The 15,648-nt window shown below is 69.7% G+C and carries 17 protein-coding genes; 9 read left to right on the top strand and 8 right to left on the bottom strand.

The genetic code is table 11. The features are described 5' to 3' along the window. Positions 1-174 precede the first annotated feature (174 nt). Positions 175-942 (bottom strand): hypothetical protein, encoded by a 768-nt coding sequence (locus NRB56_RS32440; RefSeq protein ID WP_153348144.1) that lies wholly within the window; start codon positions 940-942, stop codon positions 175-177. A gap of 523 nt (positions 943-1,465) precedes the next feature. On the opposite strand from NRB56_RS32440, the gene NRB56_RS32435 reads away from it, so the two are divergent. After that, complete coding sequence (locus NRB56_RS32435) at positions 1,466-1,633, top strand: hypothetical protein (RefSeq protein WP_153348143.1); 168 nt, start codon at positions 1,466-1,468, stop codon at positions 1,631-1,633. Positions 1,634-1,671: 38 nt separating this feature from the next. On the opposite strand, the gene NRB56_RS32430 is transcribed toward NRB56_RS32435, so the two are convergent. The 3 genes from NRB56_RS32430 to NRB56_RS32420 form a co-directional block, all read right to left on the bottom strand. After that, positions 1,672-2,064, bottom strand: a complete 393-nt coding sequence (locus NRB56_RS32430) for a hypothetical protein (RefSeq protein ID WP_153348142.1) — start codon at positions 2,062-2,064, stop codon at positions 1,672-1,674. Positions 2,065-2,278: 214 nt separating this feature from the next. Then, complete coding sequence (locus NRB56_RS32425; RefSeq protein ID WP_194291069.1) at positions 2,279-3,748, bottom strand: WS/DGAT/MGAT family O-acyltransferase; 1,470 nt, start codon at positions 3,746-3,748, stop codon at positions 2,279-2,281. A gap of 388 nt (positions 3,749-4,136) precedes the next feature. Beyond that, the gene (locus NRB56_RS32420; protein ID WP_153348140.1) at positions 4,137-5,111 is read right to left on the bottom strand and encodes an alpha/beta hydrolase; all 975 of its coding nucleotides are present in this window, start codon (positions 5,109-5,111) and stop codon (positions 4,137-4,139) included. Positions 5,112-5,227: 116 nt separating this feature from the next. Here NRB56_RS32420 and NRB56_RS32415 point away from each other — a divergent pair, with 116 nt between their 5' ends. Both NRB56_RS32415 and NRB56_RS32410 read left to right on the top strand, forming a co-directional pair. Continuing rightward, positions 5,228-6,085: an SDR family NAD(P)-dependent oxidoreductase gene (locus NRB56_RS32415; protein WP_153348139.1), complete on the top strand. Its 858-nt coding sequence runs from the start codon at positions 5,228-5,230 to the stop codon at positions 6,083-6,085. Positions 6,086-6,095: 10 nt separating this feature from the next. Beyond that, complete coding sequence (locus NRB56_RS32410; protein WP_153348138.1) at positions 6,096-6,737, top strand: TetR/AcrR family transcriptional regulator; 642 nt, start codon at positions 6,096-6,098, stop codon at positions 6,735-6,737. Here NRB56_RS32410 and NRB56_RS32405 read toward each other — a convergent pair. Then, a complete protein-coding gene (locus tag NRB56_RS32405) occupies positions 6,713-7,582 on the bottom strand; it encodes a polysaccharide deacetylase family protein (RefSeq protein ID WP_153348137.1) in 870 nt (289 codons plus the stop codon). The two genes, NRB56_RS32410 and NRB56_RS32405, sit on opposite strands and share 25 nt — an antisense overlap. A 64-nt stretch (positions 7,583-7,646) precedes the next feature. Here NRB56_RS32405 and NRB56_RS32400 point away from each other — a divergent pair, with 64 nt between their 5' ends. Beyond that, positions 7,647-8,015, top strand: coding sequence for a MerR family transcriptional regulator (locus tag NRB56_RS32400; RefSeq protein ID WP_153348136.1), 369 nt, complete (start codon positions 7,647-7,649; stop codon positions 8,013-8,015). 5 nt (positions 8,016-8,020) lie between these two features. Here the strand turns inward: NRB56_RS32400 and NRB56_RS32395 are convergent, their stop codons facing one another. Continuing rightward, positions 8,021-9,025, bottom strand: coding sequence for a saccharopine dehydrogenase family protein (locus tag NRB56_RS32395; RefSeq protein WP_153348135.1), 1,005 nt, complete (start codon positions 9,023-9,025; stop codon positions 8,021-8,023). A 150-nt stretch (positions 9,026-9,175) separates the two neighbouring features. Between NRB56_RS32395 and NRB56_RS40325 the strand changes: the two genes are divergently transcribed. From NRB56_RS40325 to NRB56_RS32375, 4 genes are all read left to right on the top strand, one after another. After that, positions 9,176-10,045 carry an AraC family transcriptional regulator gene (locus NRB56_RS40325; RefSeq protein WP_319943851.1) on the top strand — a complete coding sequence of 290 codons (870 nt, stop codon included), beginning with the start codon at positions 9,176-9,178 and terminating at the stop codon, positions 10,043-10,045. A 432-nt stretch (positions 10,046-10,477) separates the two neighbouring features. Then, complete coding sequence (locus NRB56_RS32385; protein ID WP_194291068.1) at positions 10,478-11,947, top strand: alpha/beta hydrolase; 1,470 nt, start codon at positions 10,478-10,480, stop codon at positions 11,945-11,947. A gap of 68 nt (positions 11,948-12,015) precedes the next feature. Next, on the top strand, positions 12,016-12,597 hold the full coding sequence (locus NRB56_RS32380) for a TetR/AcrR family transcriptional regulator (protein ID WP_153348133.1): 582 nt from the start codon (positions 12,016-12,018) through the stop codon (positions 12,595-12,597). Positions 12,598-12,664: 67 nt separating this feature from the next. Then, positions 12,665-13,429 carry an SDR family NAD(P)-dependent oxidoreductase gene (locus NRB56_RS32375; protein ID WP_153348132.1) on the top strand — a complete coding sequence of 255 codons (765 nt, stop codon included), beginning with the start codon at positions 12,665-12,667 and terminating at the stop codon, positions 13,427-13,429. A 30-nt stretch (positions 13,430-13,459) separates the two neighbouring features. Here the strand turns inward: NRB56_RS32375 and NRB56_RS32370 are convergent, their stop codons facing one another. Next, the gene (locus NRB56_RS32370; protein ID WP_153348131.1) at positions 13,460-14,029 is read right to left on the bottom strand and encodes a Fic/DOC family protein; all 570 of its coding nucleotides are present in this window, start codon (positions 14,027-14,029) and stop codon (positions 13,460-13,462) included. Continuing rightward, entirely contained in the window at positions 14,026-14,442 is a 417-nt protein-coding gene (locus NRB56_RS40320) for an antitoxin VbhA family protein (protein WP_153348130.1), read from the bottom strand. Before NRB56_RS40320 ends, NRB56_RS32370 begins: the two co-directional genes overlap by 4 nt. Before the next feature lie 115 nt (positions 14,443-14,557). On the opposite strand from NRB56_RS40320, the gene argC reads away from it, so the two are divergent. Further along, complete coding sequence (gene argC / locus NRB56_RS32360; protein WP_153348129.1) at positions 14,558-15,637, top strand: N-acetyl-gamma-glutamyl-phosphate reductase; 1,080 nt, start codon at positions 14,558-14,560, stop codon at positions 15,635-15,637. Positions 15,638-15,648: the final 11 nt, after the last annotated feature.

Below are 15,648 nucleotides of genomic sequence, written 5' to 3'. Positions count from 1 at the left end.
CAAGAGTAGGGCCGGAAGCACCGGGTGCGGGCGAGTTCGCGGAACAATTCCGAACAGCCCTGATCACCGAAAAATTGCTCTAGAGTAGAGAATTCGGCAGGAACGCGGCTCGGCACGAAAGAATCGGGCGTGCCACCGAATTCGATGGCACGCCCGATCGTTCACACGGTGCGATTACTTCGCGTCCGGCGCCTTCGGAGCGGCCGGATCGACGCAGTACGCGCCCGGGCCGGTGCACGGCGCGGTGATGGTGCTGAAGTACTGGTACGCGGACCACAGCACGATCGGGCCCGCGACCAGGGCCGCGCCCGCGAGGGTGCCGACCGCGCCGATGGTGGCCACACCCGCGATGCAGCCGACCACGGCGCCGGGCAGCACGCCGGCGAACAGGGTGGTGATGGCGGTCGACACGGAGCCGACGACCGCGCCGGCGATGCAGCCGATGCCGCCGCCGACGATCGCGCCGATGATCGCGCCGGTGGTGCTGGCGATGGAGGCCCGCGACGAGAACGCCGACAGCTCCTGCTGGTCACGCGGGGTGAACGACTCGGTGGTGTGCTGCGCCTGCGCGATGTCCGCCGGGACGCCGCCGGTGGTCGCCGGGGTCAGCCGCACGTTGCCGCCGTCGATCTGGGCCGCGATCGGGAACGCCACGTTGTCCTTGTTGTAGGACAGCGGCAGCGAGTCGACCGCCGCGCCGTCCCCGTCGGAGACGACCAGGCTGCCGTCGACGGCCTGGAAGCTGCCGTTCTCGGACGTCAGGACGACGGCGTCGCCGTCACGCCCGACGGTGTAGTGCACGCCGTTGGCGTCGACGTCCTGGACGTCGGTCGCGATCGGCTGAGCCAGTTGCTGGGCGGGCGCCGGATCGGCGTTTGCCACACCACCGGCGATGGTCGCCGCACTGATGACGAGTGCGAGCGAGACCGTGAACTTCCTCATCTACTGTCTTTCCATTCCGGGTCCGTAGCTCGAATCACGTTGCCTGCGCGTGTATACGAGTACGAAGTAATCACATCGTCGAGAGCCGTTCTCCGGGGCTCCTAACTGCGCTGCCACCACCCGTCGGGATGGCTCGGGCCGAACTGGCACGAGCCGGGCGGATGAATACCCGCGCGCTTCCGCCGTCTCCACGCCGAACACGACGTATCGATCCGCGTCGGTTCGCGGGCATCGGTGACAATTTGCCCCGTCAAGGTAACCAATAGATTGCCAATTCGCAACGAATGTTCCGATCGGAATCTGAACTCTTCACGCGTCGAATTCATCGGATGTAATTCGGCGGAGGGGTACGTCGAAAAGCCCGGATCACTTGCGCGGCGGCGCGATACCGCACCTCGGAACATGGAGCGAAGGCGACAATTGCCCCAAAGTTACTGGTATTCAATGAATTCGCGTCGGCGGAGGGCCGGCGGTATGTCACGCTGGGACGGACCATCCCTCGGTAGGCAGAAGGACGTGGCGAATGTTGTCGACGTTTGCGGGTATCTTCAGCACCATCGGTTCGGACGTACTGTCCCTGGGGCAATCGATTTTCACGCTCATCGGCGATCTCGCGAACCCGGGCGGTTACGGGTACGGCGGTTATGGCGGTTATGGCGGTTTCCCGCCCGGGCAGTATCCGTTGGCATGACGGGGTGTGCCCGGCCCGGTGACCGGGCCGGGCACGCGTCAGCCGGCCGCGGCGCGCTCGGACCCGAGCGCCGCGTCCAGCGCGTCCAGCACCGCGGCCGGCTGCGGCAGCCGCAACCGGCCCGGCTGTGGCTCCCGGGCCCAGCGCCAGCCGAAGCCGGTGTCGGACATCGGCAGCAATACCGATCGACCGGCCGGGTGCACGGTCACGGTAGTGTCGCCGAACCGTTCCCCGGCGCCCGCGCCGTCGCCGGACCCGGCCACACCGGACCGCATACCCGCGACCAAGAACGTCCACATCGTGCCCCGCGGATCGGTCACCACCGGCCCGCAATGATTGCTGAGTAGCTGCAGAACCTGGACACCGAGCTCGGCGGGCATGCCGATCGCACCGATCGCACCGCCGCACACCACCGCGGGCCGACCGGCCACCAGCCGCACCGGGAGTCCGAAACGGAAACGCAATAAGTGCGTGACATCATGTGGTGTGCAACAGGATTCGAACATCGGCACTCCCTCCGAGCGGTGCGGCGGTCCGGACCCGCACCATGGAAGCAGGTATCGATTTCCGATCCGTTGCTCCCTTGTTGCAGCCACATTTCCCACAGTTGCCAGACGATTGCCAATCGCACTCACCGGGAGTGGATCAGTACCGCAGTTCCGCGAGGGCGTGGTGCAGATACCGGGCCAGGTCCCACACATCGGGCACGCTGTCGGGGCAGGCGACGATGCCGACGTCGAGGTGGCCGTCGAAGGAGATGGCCGTGATGTTCAATCCGCCGGACAGATCCGTGAGCACCGATATCGGATAGCCGGCCAGCACCGGGATGCCGCCGGCGTACAACGGGAACTGCGGGCCCGGGACATTGGAGATGATCAGGTTGGTCAGCGGCAGCGCGGGCGCGGCGACCCGCAGCAACGCGCGGGTGGCGGCGCCGTGCGCGACCGACGGCAGCAGCCCGGCGGCCTCGTGCAGCACCGTCGGCGTCCCGGCCCGGAACTTCTGCTTCGATTCCAGCAGACCGGCGTGCAACAGCTTCAGCCGATGATGCGGATCCGGCTCGTCGATCGGCAACTCGCACAACATGACCGAGAACTGATTGCCGGCGGTGCCGGCCTGTTCGGCGGTCCGCACCGAGATCGGCACGGCGGCCAGCAGCGGCGCGTCGGCGGGTACGTCGTGGTCGGCCAGCCAGCGCCGTAACGCGGTGGTACACAAGGCCATCACCACGTCGTTGACGGTGCCGTCGACGCTGCGCTTGATCTCCTTGATCGGCGCCAGCGGCAGCGAGGTGTAGGCGACGCTGCGGCGGGCGGTGTTGGTGGCGTTGAACGGCACGCCGGGATGCTTCTTGCGCAGATCCGCGACCGCGCGCAGCAGCGTCGGCGCCACCCGCACCGGGGTCCGCACCCGCTCGGCCTGCCGGCCGACCACCGTACCGACGCTGCGCGCCAGCATCTCGACCATGCCCGGCGTGTGGTGCAGGCGCACCCCGTCGGCGGGCAGTGGGGGCGCCACCGGCTCGGGCGAGGCGTCGAAGACCGCCGCGAAGATCTCCGCCGCCGACACTCCGTCGATGACGGCGTGGTGCACCTTGGCGTACAGCGCCTGCCGGCCGGCGGACAGCCCCGACACCAGAAAGCACTCCCACAGCGGCCGATCGCGGTCCAGCGGTGTCTCGTGCAGCCGGGCGATCAGCGCACCGAGTTCCTCGTCACCGGCGTCGCCGCCGAGCCGGATCTCGCGCACATGGCAACCGAGATCCACCGTGGCGCAGTCCTCCCAGTACGGCCGGTCGACCCCGAACGGCACGGTACGCAGCCGCCAGCGCAGCGCCGGGACCAGATGTAGTCGCTCGGCGAACAGCCGCCGTACGGCGGGCGCGGTCAAGGGCGCGGGCGCGGCACCCGAATCCAGCAGGGCGAGCACCCCGATGTGCAGGGGGGTCGTCTCGAGGTCGGCATCGAGCAGCTGATGATCCAGCGAGGTGAGCTGGCGCGGCGCGGCAGTCGAGCCGGCACGCGAAATCCGGTGCACCGTATCATCTTCCGACACCGGCGGCGAGACATCGCGAGCGGTATCGGGCCGGATGTGCTGCCACAGCTGGCTTTTCACGATTCGGATGGGATTCACCGGCATCCGCGGCGCGGACGTCTCGGTGGAACGGTCAGGGGCACGAGTCATGGTTGTCTCCGGAAAACATCACAACCGACCACGAATACGGGCCGACGACTTCTGACAGACACGCTGTACGGCGCCATCGACGGACGCTCCGCGGGCGGCATCACTGGCGGTTGTCGTGCATCGCGGCACGAGCGCGGAACGGTCGGCTCCGGCAACGCTGCGCGGGGAGCGCCGATCCTCGAGGGCCTTGGCTGCCAGCGAGTCTAGTGGGCGACAAGCCCGTTCGTGGCGGTCTGGCCGGAACGGCTTGTTAATACTGCGCGTCCGAACGGCTCGCTGGAACCGGTCACAGACTGGGACGTACCCACTCTCCGAGCGCTCAACAATCGATCATGAGAACGTCATCGGCGTCGGACCGGTCGGTCCGCGGCCAGTGTGCGGCAACCCATTCCCCGATCGACGCCGGCACCACCGGGTCGATCGGGAGCCGCACCGTACGGCGATACCCGCGCATGCCCAGCCGCCGCGGATCGGGTCGCAGCAGGTGGCCGAGATCCCCGACCACCCGGCCGTCGAAGGGGCCGCGGACCAGGCGACCCATCGCGTCGACGTCCTCCGGCGGCACCTGCAGATCGTGACCGCCGGTGATCGCCAGCACCGGCACGGTGATGCGGCTCAGCGCCGGGGCCGGGTCGTAGCCGGCGAATTCCCGCAGCCACCGGGCGTTCACCCGCACGCCCTGCAGGCGCATGACCGCCGCCGGGGAGTCGCGGATCCGGGCCAGCCGCTTGCGTTGCGACACCAGCGGGTCGAGGTGCGCGTACCGCAGGGACGCGGTCAGCCGGCCGGGCAGCGTGGACAGCAACGCGGCGCCCTGCCACTCCAGCAGCTGTTCGCCGGACCTGGCCGCCGCGCTCAGCAGTACCGCGCCGGACACCGCGCCCTCGGCGGCCAGTTCGATCGCGTGCATGGCGCCCTCGCTGTGCCCGACGATCAGCAACGGCACCCCCGGCAGCCGCCCGGCCAGCCAGTCCAGTGCGGCGCGCGCGTCGTCACGGCGGCGGTCGAAACCGGTGGACAGGTAGTCGCCGCCGCTGGCGCCGACTCCGCGCTTGTCGTAGCGCAGGGTCGAGACACCCAGCGGCGCGAGCGTTTCGGCGAGCAGCCGGGTGAGGTCGAGCCGCAGCCAGCGCAGATTCGAATCCCGGTCCACCCGGCCGGATCCGGGCACCAGCAGCGCGGCCGCGACCGGATCCGTGACGGGCGCGAAGGTACCCGCCAACCGGCAGCCCGCGCCGTCGAACGACACATCCTCGGAGGTCAGCGGGTCGCGCCGGCGTCGGTGGAGTCCCATGCGGTCAGTATCGGCGACCGGTGGCGGCGGGCCCGGTACGTCCGTTCCCGCCGCGAGCCGGGCCGTTGCCGCCACGCGCTCGTGTGAGTACCATTCACATTGTGAATGCTTCTCACATGAACTCTCGCGAACAGCCCTCCCGCGCGGTCCTGGTGACCGGATGTTCCTCCGGCATCGGCCGGGCCACCGCCCTGGCGCTGGTCCGCGCCGGATTCCCCACCTGGGCCTCGGCCCGCCGCCCCGAAACCCTGGCGGACCTGGAACAGGCCGGCTGCCGGACCCTGGAACTCGATGTCACCGACGAGGATTCGCGCGCCACGGCGGTGCGGCGGATCGAGGCCGAGCACGGGGCCGTCGGCGTGCTGATCAACAACGCCGGACACGGCGGCGGCGCGCCGGTGGAGGAGGTGCCGCTCGACCTGGTCCGGGAGACGTTCGAGACCAACGTGTTCGGGCCGATCGGCCTGTGCCGGCTGGTGCTGCCCGGCATGCGCGCCCAGCGCGCCGGTCTCGTGGTCAACGTCGGGTCGGCCGCCGGCCTGGTCACTCCGCCACTGGGCTGCCCCTATTCGATGACCAAGTACGCGCTCGAATCCCTCTCCGACGCACTGCGATTCGAGGTGGCGCCGTTCGGCGTCCGGGTATCGCTGATCGAACCGGGCGCCGTGCGCACCGAATTCGTGGCCAACACCTACCGCAACAACCCCACCGGTCCCGGCACCGGCGCGTACACGGTGTACAAAGCAAGTGTGGACGCCATGATCGAGCGCGCGTACCGGGAGGGTGCCCGCGGGATCCTCCCGGCCGAGGAGGTCGCGGCGGTGATCCTGCGGGCGGTCACCGCCCGCCGCCCCCGGCCGCGGTACCCGGTCGGCGCCCAGGCCAAGGCCGCGCCCGTCGTCCGCCGCTGGCTCGGCGATCGCGGCTGGGACGCGGTCATGCGCCGGATGACCCCGTTCCCCCGGCCCGCATGAACCGGTCGGCATGATCCGGCGCGCAGGACCGTCCGGACGCGGTCGCTACCACCACGGCGACCTGCGCGCCGCACTCGTCGACACCGCCATCGAACTGCTCGCCGAGAAGGGCCCGGAGTCGTTCAGCCTGGCCGAGGCGAGCCGCCGCCTCGGCGTCGCCGCCTCCGCCCCCTACCGGCACTTCGCCGATCGGGAGGCGCTGCTCGTCGCCGTCGCCGTCCGCGCGGCACAGCGGCTGGCCGAGCACCTGGCCGGCATCGACGGCGACGCCGGCCCGCAGGATCGGCTGTGCGCCGCCGTCCGGGCCTTCGTCCGGTTCGCCGATACCGAGCGGCCGCTGTTCCGCGCGCTCACGACCTCGGGGCTCGACAAGACCCGGCACCCCGAGATCGCCGCCGCGGCGGCCCCGATCATCACCGCCTTCGCCGGCCCGGCCACCGAACTGGCCGGCGCACAAGGGGAAACACTCGCCGCGGTCGTCGCGGCGACCGCGCAGGGCCATGCCCTGCTGCTGCTCGACGGCGCCTTCGGCACCGGCGAATCCGCGCGGGAGTCCGCCGCCGAGCAGGCCGCCGCAGCCACCCGCGCACTGGTCGCGGGCCGCGCCGAACTCGGGCCGGACGCCGGTCAGGCCCCGGCGCCGCGCAGGTAGTGGCCGGCGATCTCGTCGCTGGTGGTCAGCCACACGCCGGGATGGTTCGCGATGTAGTCCAGCGCCTCGTCCAGGTAGCGGCGCCGGAACGGCTGCCCGATGACGAACGGGTGCAGGGCCAGCGCCAGCACCCGGCCGCTGTCCGCGGAATCCGCGTACAGCTGATCCAGCTGATCGCGCACCATCCGGACGAAATCGGGACCGGTCAGTCCCTTGCTGACGAAGACGCCGATGTCGTTGAGCTCCACCGAATACGGCACGCTCAGCACGCCGGGGACGTTGAGGCGGTAGGGCTGATCGTCGTTGGTCCAGTCCAGGGTGTAGCTCAAGCCCAGTTCGGCCAGCAGTTCGGCGGTGTGGAAGGTCTCGGTGAGGCCCGGTCCCATCCACCCGCGCGGACGGACGCCGGTGGCCTTCTCGATCGTGCCGACGATGTCGCGCAGCACGTTTCGTTCCTCGTCGGCCGAATAACCGGTGTGCAGCAGACTGTTGCTGCTGCCGTGCGCGAGCCACGCCCAATCGCGCTGATTCCCGGCCGCGATGATCTGCGGATACCGTTCGGCCACATCGGAATTCAGCAGAGCGCTGGCCCTGATACCGTACTTGTCGAGCAGTTCGAGTACCCGCCAGAAGCCGACCCGGGGGCCGTAGTCGCGCCAGCCGTAGTTGAGCGGGTCCGGGGTCAGCGCGGTGGTGCCCTCGTGGGTCGCGGTGCCGGGCAGATCGGCGTAGAAGTGCTCGATGTTCAGGCCGATGTAGCAGGCGACCCGCTTGTCATCGGGCCAGTGGATCGCCTCCCGCTCGGTGATGGGACTGTAGTCGAAGAGGGTGATGTCGGTGCTCATGCGGCTATCCTGAAACCATCACACAGATGTGAAGGTCAACCGAGAATCCTGTGAGGTAGGACATATGCGCATCGGCGAGCTCGCGGAGCGCACCGGTACCCCGGCCCGGCTGCTGCGGTACTACGAGGAGCAGGGTCTCATCCGAGTCGCCCGCTCCCCCAACGGCTATCGCGACTACGACGAGCGCCTGGTCGACCAGGTGATACACATCCGCGGTCTGCTGGACGCCGGCCTGCCCACCCGATTGATCAGGCAGATCCTGCCCTGCCTCGAGGATCCGGCCGACATCCATTTCGCGGACGCCTCACCGGAGATCATCGACACCCTCGAGCAGCAGCGCGACCGCCTCACCCAGCGCATCGAACTGCTCACCCGCAACCGCGACGCGATGACGGCCTACGTCGCCTCGCTGCGCACCTGCACCAGCGTCTGAGCCGATCACTCGACCTTCCAGGTAACCCCATGCGGGATAAGGAAATCGAGGAAATCGGCGGGGTCGAAAGCCACGGCGGGTGGTAGCGCACCGGCCGGTACTCCGCCCGCAACGAGCCGATGTGCGGCCTCGACGGCGATCACCGCGGTGAGCCCGTAGGCGTCGGGGCCCGTGACCCAGCCGCGGGCCCGGGTGCCGTCGCCCGCGGTCGCCTCCGCGAGCATCAGCCAGCGACCCTCGGCCCGCTGCTGCTCGTCGACCACCTCCGGCACGGACTCCACGACTTCGGCGGTCAAGCTCCCGAACAGCGCGGCGGTTTCGTCCCGGATCGCCGAGCGCACCCGGCCCGTGGTGATGTGACGGGGAATCGTGGCCACGCCCGGCAGCGGGAACGATTGCACCGCAACCGGTTCCGACTCTCCGGGGGTTTCGATCGGCGCGACCGGCGTCATCGGGACGGCGCGCCACTCTCCGCTCACGTACTCGAGCGGCTCCCGTTCGGCGACCGCCACCATGGATCGCACGGTCCCCCGCGACGCGCCGCCACCCCGGCGCAGATCGGCGATCAGCAGATCGGTCACATCCGGCAGACCGGCCGCCGTGAGGTGCGCGATGAGGTCGCCGGGCCCGCCGTCGTCGGCCATCCCGGGAACCACGGTCACCCCGGCCGCCTCGGCCGCCGGGCCCACGGTCCCCAGTACCTCGTGCAGATAATGCAATTCACCGGTGGTGTCGACGTAGTGGCAACCGGCGGCGAGCGCCGCGCGGATCACCGGCTCACCCCACAGCGTGAACGGTCCCGCGCAGTTGACGACCGCCGCGCAGTCGCCGAATGCCCGCGCCAGCGCGGGGATGTCGTCCAGGTCCGCCACCCGGACCTCGGCGTCGGCGATGGCACGCAGCCGTACTTCGTTGCGGCCCATCAGGACCGGTGTCAGTTCGCGGCGGATCAGTTCGGCCGCCACCAGGCGGCCGGTGAATCCGCTTGCGCCGTATACCGCGATCTTCATCAGAGATACTCCGTCGTCCCGATGTCGTGGACCGGCGGTCGCCGGCTCCTCATCCACGCTAGGAATGCGCTGTCGCCGCGACGATGTCCGAACTGCCGCCGCGGATGTCCGATCGTCCGGGACCCGCCCGCACCGCAATAAGGTTGTGGGGTGGATGTTATCAGCGATGTCGTGGCGGAGTTGCGGATCGGCGCTCCGCATTCGTCACGGACCGAGCGGCGCACGCCGTGGGAAGACCGGTTCGAGGCGACCGATTCGGTCGGATTCCACCTGGTGCTGCGCGGTACGTGCCGGTTGACCGCGGCCGGGCAGCCGCCCCGGGAACTCGGCGCGGGCGATGTGGTGTTGCTGCCCCGCGGAGTCGCCCACTCGATCGGCGGCCACGTTCTCGGCATACCCACCCTGTTGCTCTGCGGCGCTTACCGTTTCGATCGCTCCCGCCGGCATCCACTGCTCACCGAACTACCCGAGGTACTGCATCTGCCCGCCGGGCCCCGGCGACCCGCCGCACTGGACACCGCGCTGGACCTGCTCACCCGCGAACTCGACACCGATCCCGATTCCGGCGCCGTCGGACCGCTGCTGGAGATCCTGCTGCTGTTCATGCTGCGGGCGTGGTACGACGGCCGGGACGGGGACGCCGGCTGGGGTGCGGCGCTGAGCGATCCGGATCTGGGCCCGGCGCTGCGCGCGATCCACCGCGACCCCGCCAACGCCTGGACCGTGCAGACGCTGGGCGACCGCGCCCACATGTCGCGCTCGTCGTTCGCGCAGCGATTCACCGAGACCGTCGGCGTGGCGCCGCAGACGTACCTCACCCGCTGGCGGATGACGTTGGCGGCGCGGCGACTGCGCGATACCGACGACACGTTGCGGGTGGTCGCCGAAAGTGTCGGCTACACCTCGGAATACGCGTTCGCCAAGGCCTTCAAGCGCGAATTCGGCGTCGCCCCCGGGCGCTACCGCCACCTCGCCGCCGCCGCGCCCGAGTATCCCGCCACGGGTAGTACCGGGGAGTGATCGCAGAATCACCCGCACGGGTGATGAGCCGAAGGGCCGGGAAGCCCGACGATCGGCCCCATGCGCTACTCACCCGCCGCGACACCGTCTCCCGCGAGGGATCATTCCGTACCCTCGGCTACACCACCGGTCGCCGGGGATCGCCTCCCGCCCACCACGAGTGATCGCCGCCGGCCTGCCGACACGGGCAATCGTCGCTCATCCGGCGCCACACCCCGCACCACGGCGCATCGTCTCCCGCCTACCGCCACCTCCGCCGCGGAAAGTCTCCGGGCCGGGTCCGATCGCCGAATTCCGGCCCGGCGCAGTCGGTTACCCGCGAGTACCGGAGTTCGGCGCACCATCGCAGCCGAGCCGGACGCCTGGCGCCAACGGTGGACGGCAGGCCTCCGGTCGCACTCGGGGCCGCGCGGTCGAATCGCTCTGCCACGTATGTCGTTCGAGCGGACCGGACGGATCGTGAGCCGCCGGCGCATACTCCGGGGCCTGACCGCCCGCCTCGTCGTGATGCTGGTGATGGGCACCGGTGTGGTCGCCGCGGCGAGTGGCCCGGCGGCGGCCGAACCCCTGGCGTGGCGGCCCTGCCCGGAGAAGGCCGAGATCGATTGCGCCACAATCACCGTGCCGGTCGACCGATCGCGCCCCGCCGGCGGGTCGGTGGCGATGGCGGTGGCGCGCGTCCGGGCCCGCGGTGATCGGATCGGCACCCTGATCGAATTGCCCGGCGGGCCGGGTACTTCCGGCGTCGACACACTGCTGCACGGTGACCGCTTCTCCCCCGCGCTGCACGACCGGTTCGACATCGTCGGCTTCGATCCGCGCGGGGTGGGACGCACGAGCCCGATGCGCTGTGACGCCGGCTTGGCCGCATGGCCGAACCTGATTCCCGACACCGGCGGATCGATCGACGAGATCCATTCCTACGCGCAGCGTCTCGCGGACAGCTGCCGACGCTACACCGGCCCGATCGCCGACCATCTCGACAGCGCCACCGTCGCCCGCGACGTCGACGCCCTCCGAGACGCGCTCGGCGAACAGCGGATCAGTCTCTACAGCCGCTCCTACGGCACGATGATCGGCCAGTCCTATGCCGAGCAGTTCGGAAACCGTGTGCGGGCACTGATCCTCGACAGCGTCGACGACCACTCGCTCGGCGGCGCGGAGTTCATGGCCTCGGAGGCCCGCGCCGGCCGGGAGACGTTCACCGGATTCGTGTCCTGGTGTGATCGGACGCCGGCCTGTGTGCTGCACGGCACGGATGTCGCGGCGCTGTACGAGGACCTGTTCCGGCGCGCCGAGCGCGGCACGCTGCCCGACCCGGCCGCGCCGGGCCACGCCATGGACCCGTTGATGTTCGGTCGCGCCGTGACCGCGCGCCTCTACCAGCCCGAGTGGCCGGCGCTCGCCACCGACCTGCGGACCCTGTCCGAAGCCCCCGCCCCCGCCACTTCCACAGTCCCGCAACCGATTCCGCGCGGCACGACAGCCGCGATGCCCGAGTACATCGTGTGCTCCGACTGGACCTTCGACATTCCGGATCAGGCCACCTGGCAACGTCTGTGGGCCGAGCAGAACCGCGCGGCCGGTCCGCTGCGGGCGCATTTCGCCTGGGGAGCCGCCGCGGTCTGCTCCGGCTGGCCGGTACCGCCGGCGAATCCGCCGCACCTGCCCCGCCTCACCGGTACACCGCCGATCCTGGTGATGAACGGCCTGCACGACCCCGCGACACCCTACGAATGGGCCACTGCGGTCACCGCGCACACCCCCGGCGCGGTGCTGCTCAGCTACGACGGCTGGGGCCACGGCTCCTACGGCCGCACCCCCTGCACCACCACCGCCGGCGACCGATACCTGCTGGACCTCACCCTGCCCGCATCCGGAACTCATTGCCCCGCATCATGATCCGCAGCGGCGGAGCACCCGGCACTATATTTTGACCGAACGGTCTAGATATGGGTAGAGTGGCCGCCATGCCGAGGACCAAGGAGTTCGACCCGGACACCGTGCTCGAACGCGCGCTGGAGTTGTTCTGGGAGCACGGATACGAGGCGACGTCCGTGTCCGACCTGGTGGCGCACCTCGGCATCGCGAAGGCCAGCATCTACGCCACCTTCGGCGGCAAACAGGAGTTCTTCGCCAAGGCCCTGCAACGCTATCTCGACCGCACCGATCCCCTGATCATGGCGCAGCTGTCGCAGCCCGGCCCGGTCCTGCCCGCAGTACGGGCGCTCGTGGACCGCTACATCACCGATGGCGCGGAGGACGAGCGCCGCCGCGGCTGCATGGTGGTCAACAGCGCGGTCGAGTTCGCCGGCCGGGACCGCGAGGTCGCGCGCATGGTGGAGTCCAGCTGGGCCCACCTGGAAACCACGCTGACCTCCGCATTGCTCCGGGCTCGCGCCCAAGGCGAACTGTCCCCCGAGAGCGATGCGCGCGCACTGGCCCGCTTCCTGCTGGTTTTCCTCCAGGGCGTCCGCGTACTGGAACGCTCCCCCGGCTCCGCCGCCCGCCTGCGCGACGCGGCCCGAGTTGCCCTGTCCACCCTGAGCTGATTCCCGCCCAGCTGAGCACGTCCGCACGCCAACATAAAAGACCGATCATTCCAGAAAAGAGGATCCGTTGAGCACCCGTTTCGACGACAAGGTCGTGCTGATCACCGGCGGCGCCGGAGCAATCGCCGCGGCCACAGCCCAGGCGTTCGCCGATCACGGTGCCACCGTGGTGCTCGCCGGCCGCGATCCCGACTCGCTGGCCGCCGCCGCGGCCGCCGTCCACACCTCCGGCAACGCCGGAATCGATTGGCTCACCGCCGATGTCACCGACAGCGCGCAGATGGCCGCCGCGGTCACCGAGGTGGCCCGACGCCACGGCGGCCTGCACGTGGCGGTGAACAACGCCGGCGTCTTCGGCGCTCGCACCCCGCTGGCCGATCTCGACGAAAAGCTCTGGCACACAACGCTGGACGTCAACCTGACCGGCGTCTTCCTGTCCATGAAGCACGAAATCACCCACATGCGCGAACACGGCGGCGGCGCCATCGTGAACATCTCCTCCAACATCGGCGCGCACCGCCGCCTGCGTGGCACCGCCGCCTACACCGCCACCAAGGCGGCAGTCAGCGCCCTCACCCGCGCCGCCGCCCTCGACCACATCGCCGACGGCATCCGCATCACCGCCGTCAGCCCCGGCGCCACCGACACCCCGATGTCCATGGCCCCCGGCGAAACCCCCGCCGACCGCGACGCCCGCATCGCCGCCGCCACCCCCGCCGGCCGCATCGGCACCCCCGCCGAGGTCGCCGCCGCCATCCTCTGGCTCGCCTCCCCCGACGCGAACTACGTCGTCGGCCACGACCTGGTCGTCGACGGCGGCACCTCCGCGTGACCGATCGCCAGTAACCGCCTGCCGCACAAGCTATTCGGTCAGCTCGGCGAGTAACTTGCGCAGCGGTTCCGGGTCACCTCGCATACTCGCGATCGACGCTTCGAGATTCCGCTCCCGCTCCAGCCGCTGCCAGCGGATCGGATGGCCCGCCTCCCGGGCGAGCTGCCCCCAGAACGCCCGCTGCGTCCGGCCGTTGCCCTCCCGGAACGGATGCAACGCGTTGACCTCCCCGAAGTAATAGGTCAAGCGGTCCAGGAAGGGCTCACGCCCGAGCCCGCGCAGCACGCCTTCACGTGCGAGCCGGGCAAAGATGTCGGCACCGAAGGATTCGATGAACTGCGGCAGGCAGAAAATATCTCCCTTGGCGATGGTGACCGTACGAAGTTGCCCGGCCCAGGCATAGATGTCGCCGAAGATCGCGCGATGGAAGGCGCAGAAATGGTCGAGATCGTACTTGCCCGGCAGTCCTCTGCGGTCGAGACGGTACAAGGCCAGTGTGGTCAGGTGTGCCTCCGCACGAGCCAATTCTTCCTGCTCGATGATCCCGAGAAGGTTTGTCAGCAAACCTGTCTGCGGATCGACATACGGGTCGGCACTCATTGTCGGCGGTAGCGCCGGAGAGCCTCTTCGTATGCCTCGTCGACCGTGAGTTCACCTGCGACGAGCCGTTCTCCTTGGGCGATGAGATCCGGAGGCGGTTCCAGCCCTTCGGCCCGCACCGATGCGAGAGCAGCAGCGAAGGCTCGGTATCGGGACAGCTGTTCGAGCAGTTCGTCGCACTCTCGGCGAAGCGATTGGAACGCTTCGTATCCTTCGCGGTAGGCCTGATACGACAACAGAACGGCCTCGGCCTTGCGATGCGCGCCGAAGACCACCGGCTGCGCGGTGGCGCCCTCGGCCCGGAATTCGCTGACAACCTGCGACAGCTGTTCGCGGACTTCGGCCAATGGATGGATGAGCAGAGGTGGTGTCACACCTTCGACGATACCGGAGCTCGGCGAGAATCTGCTCACAAATTTGTACAAATTGCTGCCGTACGAGGTCGATTCGGGGCCTGTCGTGACGAAGGTCGAACCACGCTCGCACCCCCTCCGTGAATGAGCTTGCACAATCGTGCATAATCATCACATGGCGGATACCTCGGGTGGGCCCGTGTTGCGGGTCGCGGTGGCCGGTGCGAGCGGTTATGCGGGCGGTGAAGTGCTGCGTCTGCTCCTCGGACATCCAGCGTACCGAGCGGGGCGCCTCGAGATCGGGGCGCTGACCGCGGGGTCGAATGCGGGGAGCACGCTGGGGTCGTTGCAGCCGCATCTGCTGCCGCTGGCGGATCGAGTGCTGGCCGAGACCACTCCGGAGGTGCTGGCCGGGCACGATGTGGTGTTCCTCGGGCTGCCGCACGGGCAGTCGGCGGCGATCGCGCGGCTGCTGCCCGAGTCCACGGTGATCATCGACTGCGGGGCCGATTTCCGGCTCACCGATGCCGCGGCCTGGGAGAAGTACTACAAGTCCGAGCATGCCGGAAGCTGGCCGTACGGGTTGCCGGAACTGCCCGGCGGGCGGGATCGGCTGCGCGGCGCGACCCGGATCGCGGTGCCCGGCTGCTATCCCACCGTGTCGAGCCTGGCCCTGGCGCCGGCGGTCGCGGCGGGCATCGTGGAGCCGACGGTGACCGTGGTCGCGGTCAGCGGCACCTCGGGGGCCGGCCGCAAGCTCGACGTGGGGCTGCTCGGTTCGGAGGTCATGGGTTCGGCCCGGGCCTACAACATCGCGGGGGCGCATCGGCACACGCCCGAGATCGCCCAGAACCTGAAGCTCGCCGCGGCCGACGGCGGAGCCGAGGTCGACATCGCGGTCTCGTTCACGCCGGTGCTGGCGCCGATGCCGCGCGGCATCCTCGCCACCTGCACCGCGGCGCTGCGGCCGGGAGTGGACGCCGCGCAGGCGCGTGCGGTATACGAAAAAGCCTATGCCGACGAGCCTTTCATTCATCTGCTGCCGGAAGGTGTGCTGCCGCAGACCGGTTCGGTACTCGGCAGCAACGCGGTCACGCTGCAGGTGGCCGTCGACGCCGACGCCGGGCAGTTGGTGGTCATCGGCGCGATCGACAATCTGACCAAGGGCACCGCGGGCGCCGCGGTGCAGTCCATGAATCTGGCGCTCGGTATCGACGAGACCGCCGGACTGACCACCGTAGGAGTGGCCCCGTGACCGATACACCC

This window comes from Nocardia aurantia (assembly GCF_009604425.1).
Lineage (GTDB): Bacteria > Actinomycetota > Actinomycetes > Mycobacteriales > Mycobacteriaceae > Nocardia > Nocardia aurantia.
The sequence above is the reverse complement of the archived record's forward strand: the minus strand, read 5'-3'. Positions and strand labels throughout refer to the sequence as shown.

Bases quoted from the DNA above. Each gene is read 5' to 3' on its own strand.
- NRB56_RS32440 (WP_153348144.1), bottom strand. From the start codon at position 942: ATGAGGAAGTTCACGGTCTCGCTCGCACTCGTCATCAGTGCGGCGACC.
- NRB56_RS32435 (WP_153348143.1), top strand. From the start codon at position 1,466: ATGTTGTCGACGTTTGCGGGTATCTTCAGCACCATCGGTTCGGACGTA.
- NRB56_RS32420 (WP_153348140.1), bottom strand. From the start codon at position 5,111: ATGGGACTCCACCGACGCCGGCGCGACCCGCTGACCTCCGAGGATGTG.
- NRB56_RS32415 (WP_153348139.1), top strand. From the start codon at position 5,228: ATGAACTCTCGCGAACAGCCCTCCCGCGCGGTCCTGGTGACCGGATGT.
- NRB56_RS32410 (WP_153348138.1), top strand. From the start codon at position 6,096: ATGATCCGGCGCGCAGGACCGTCCGGACGCGGTCGCTACCACCACGGC.
- NRB56_RS32405 (WP_153348137.1), bottom strand. From the start codon at position 7,582: ATGAGCACCGACATCACCCTCTTCGACTACAGTCCCATCACCGAGCGG.
- NRB56_RS32400 (WP_153348136.1), top strand. From the start codon at position 7,647: ATGCGCATCGGCGAGCTCGCGGAGCGCACCGGTACCCCGGCCCGGCTG.
- NRB56_RS32395 (WP_153348135.1), bottom strand. From the start codon at position 9,025: ATGAAGATCGCGGTATACGGCGCAAGCGGATTCACCGGCCGCCTGGTG.
- NRB56_RS32385 (WP_194291068.1), top strand. From the start codon at position 10,478: ATGTCGTTCGAGCGGACCGGACGGATCGTGAGCCGCCGGCGCATACTC.
- NRB56_RS32380 (WP_153348133.1), top strand. From the start codon at position 12,016: ATGCCGAGGACCAAGGAGTTCGACCCGGACACCGTGCTCGAACGCGCG.
- NRB56_RS32370 (WP_153348131.1), bottom strand. From the start codon at position 14,029: ATGAGTGCCGACCCGTATGTCGATCCGCAGACAGGTTTGCTGACAAAC.
- argC (WP_153348129.1), top strand. From the start codon at position 14,558: ATGGCGGATACCTCGGGTGGGCCCGTGTTGCGGGTCGCGGTGGCCGGT.